This window comes from Streptomyces sp. SID13726 (genome assembly GCF_010548375.1).
In the GTDB taxonomy this organism is placed as follows: domain Bacteria; phylum Actinomycetota; class Actinomycetes; order Streptomycetales; family Streptomycetaceae; genus Streptomyces.
Genome location: NZ_JAAGLY010000304.1, coordinates 1 through 493, shown reverse-complemented (window position 1 = coordinate 493; position 493 = coordinate 1). Strand labels below are relative to the sequence as shown.

The 493-nt window shown below is 74.6% G+C and carries 1 pseudogene; it reads left to right on the top strand.

From position 1 onward, the window contains the following. Positions 1-493, top strand: a pseudogene (locus G3I78_RS47765) (Rossmann fold nucleotide-binding protein); the annotation flags it as partial.

Below are 493 nucleotides of genomic sequence, written 5' to 3'. Positions count from 1 at the left end.
CCGCCGACACCGCCGCCGCGCTCTTCCTCGGCTGCCCGATGGAGCCCGACGCCTCGGCGAAGGTGCGCGCGGACGGCGCGCTCGTCTTCCCGCCCGTCCCGGACCTGCCCTTCGATCCCTACCGCGGTCTGCTGTACACGGCCGACGAGCTGTTCACGGGGCTGTCCGCCGGATACGAGGCCACCCCGGACGCCCAGTCGTACGCCTGGTTCCAGGAGACCAAGGCGGACGGCGACGTCTTCTCCTCGATGCTGCGGTCCGTCCACGACGACGCGATCTCCGACGCCCTCGACGAACACCTCGCCGGTGCCCGGGTGGTGGGCGTCATGGGCGGCCACGCGATGGCCCGCGGCGGCCTCGACTACCAGGGCGCGGCGGAGCTCGGACGGGAACTGGCCCGGTCGGGACTGACGGTGGCCACCGGCGGCGGCCCCGGCGCCATGGAGGCGGCCAACCTCGGCGCCTACCTGGCGCCCGCCCCGGACGAAGCCCT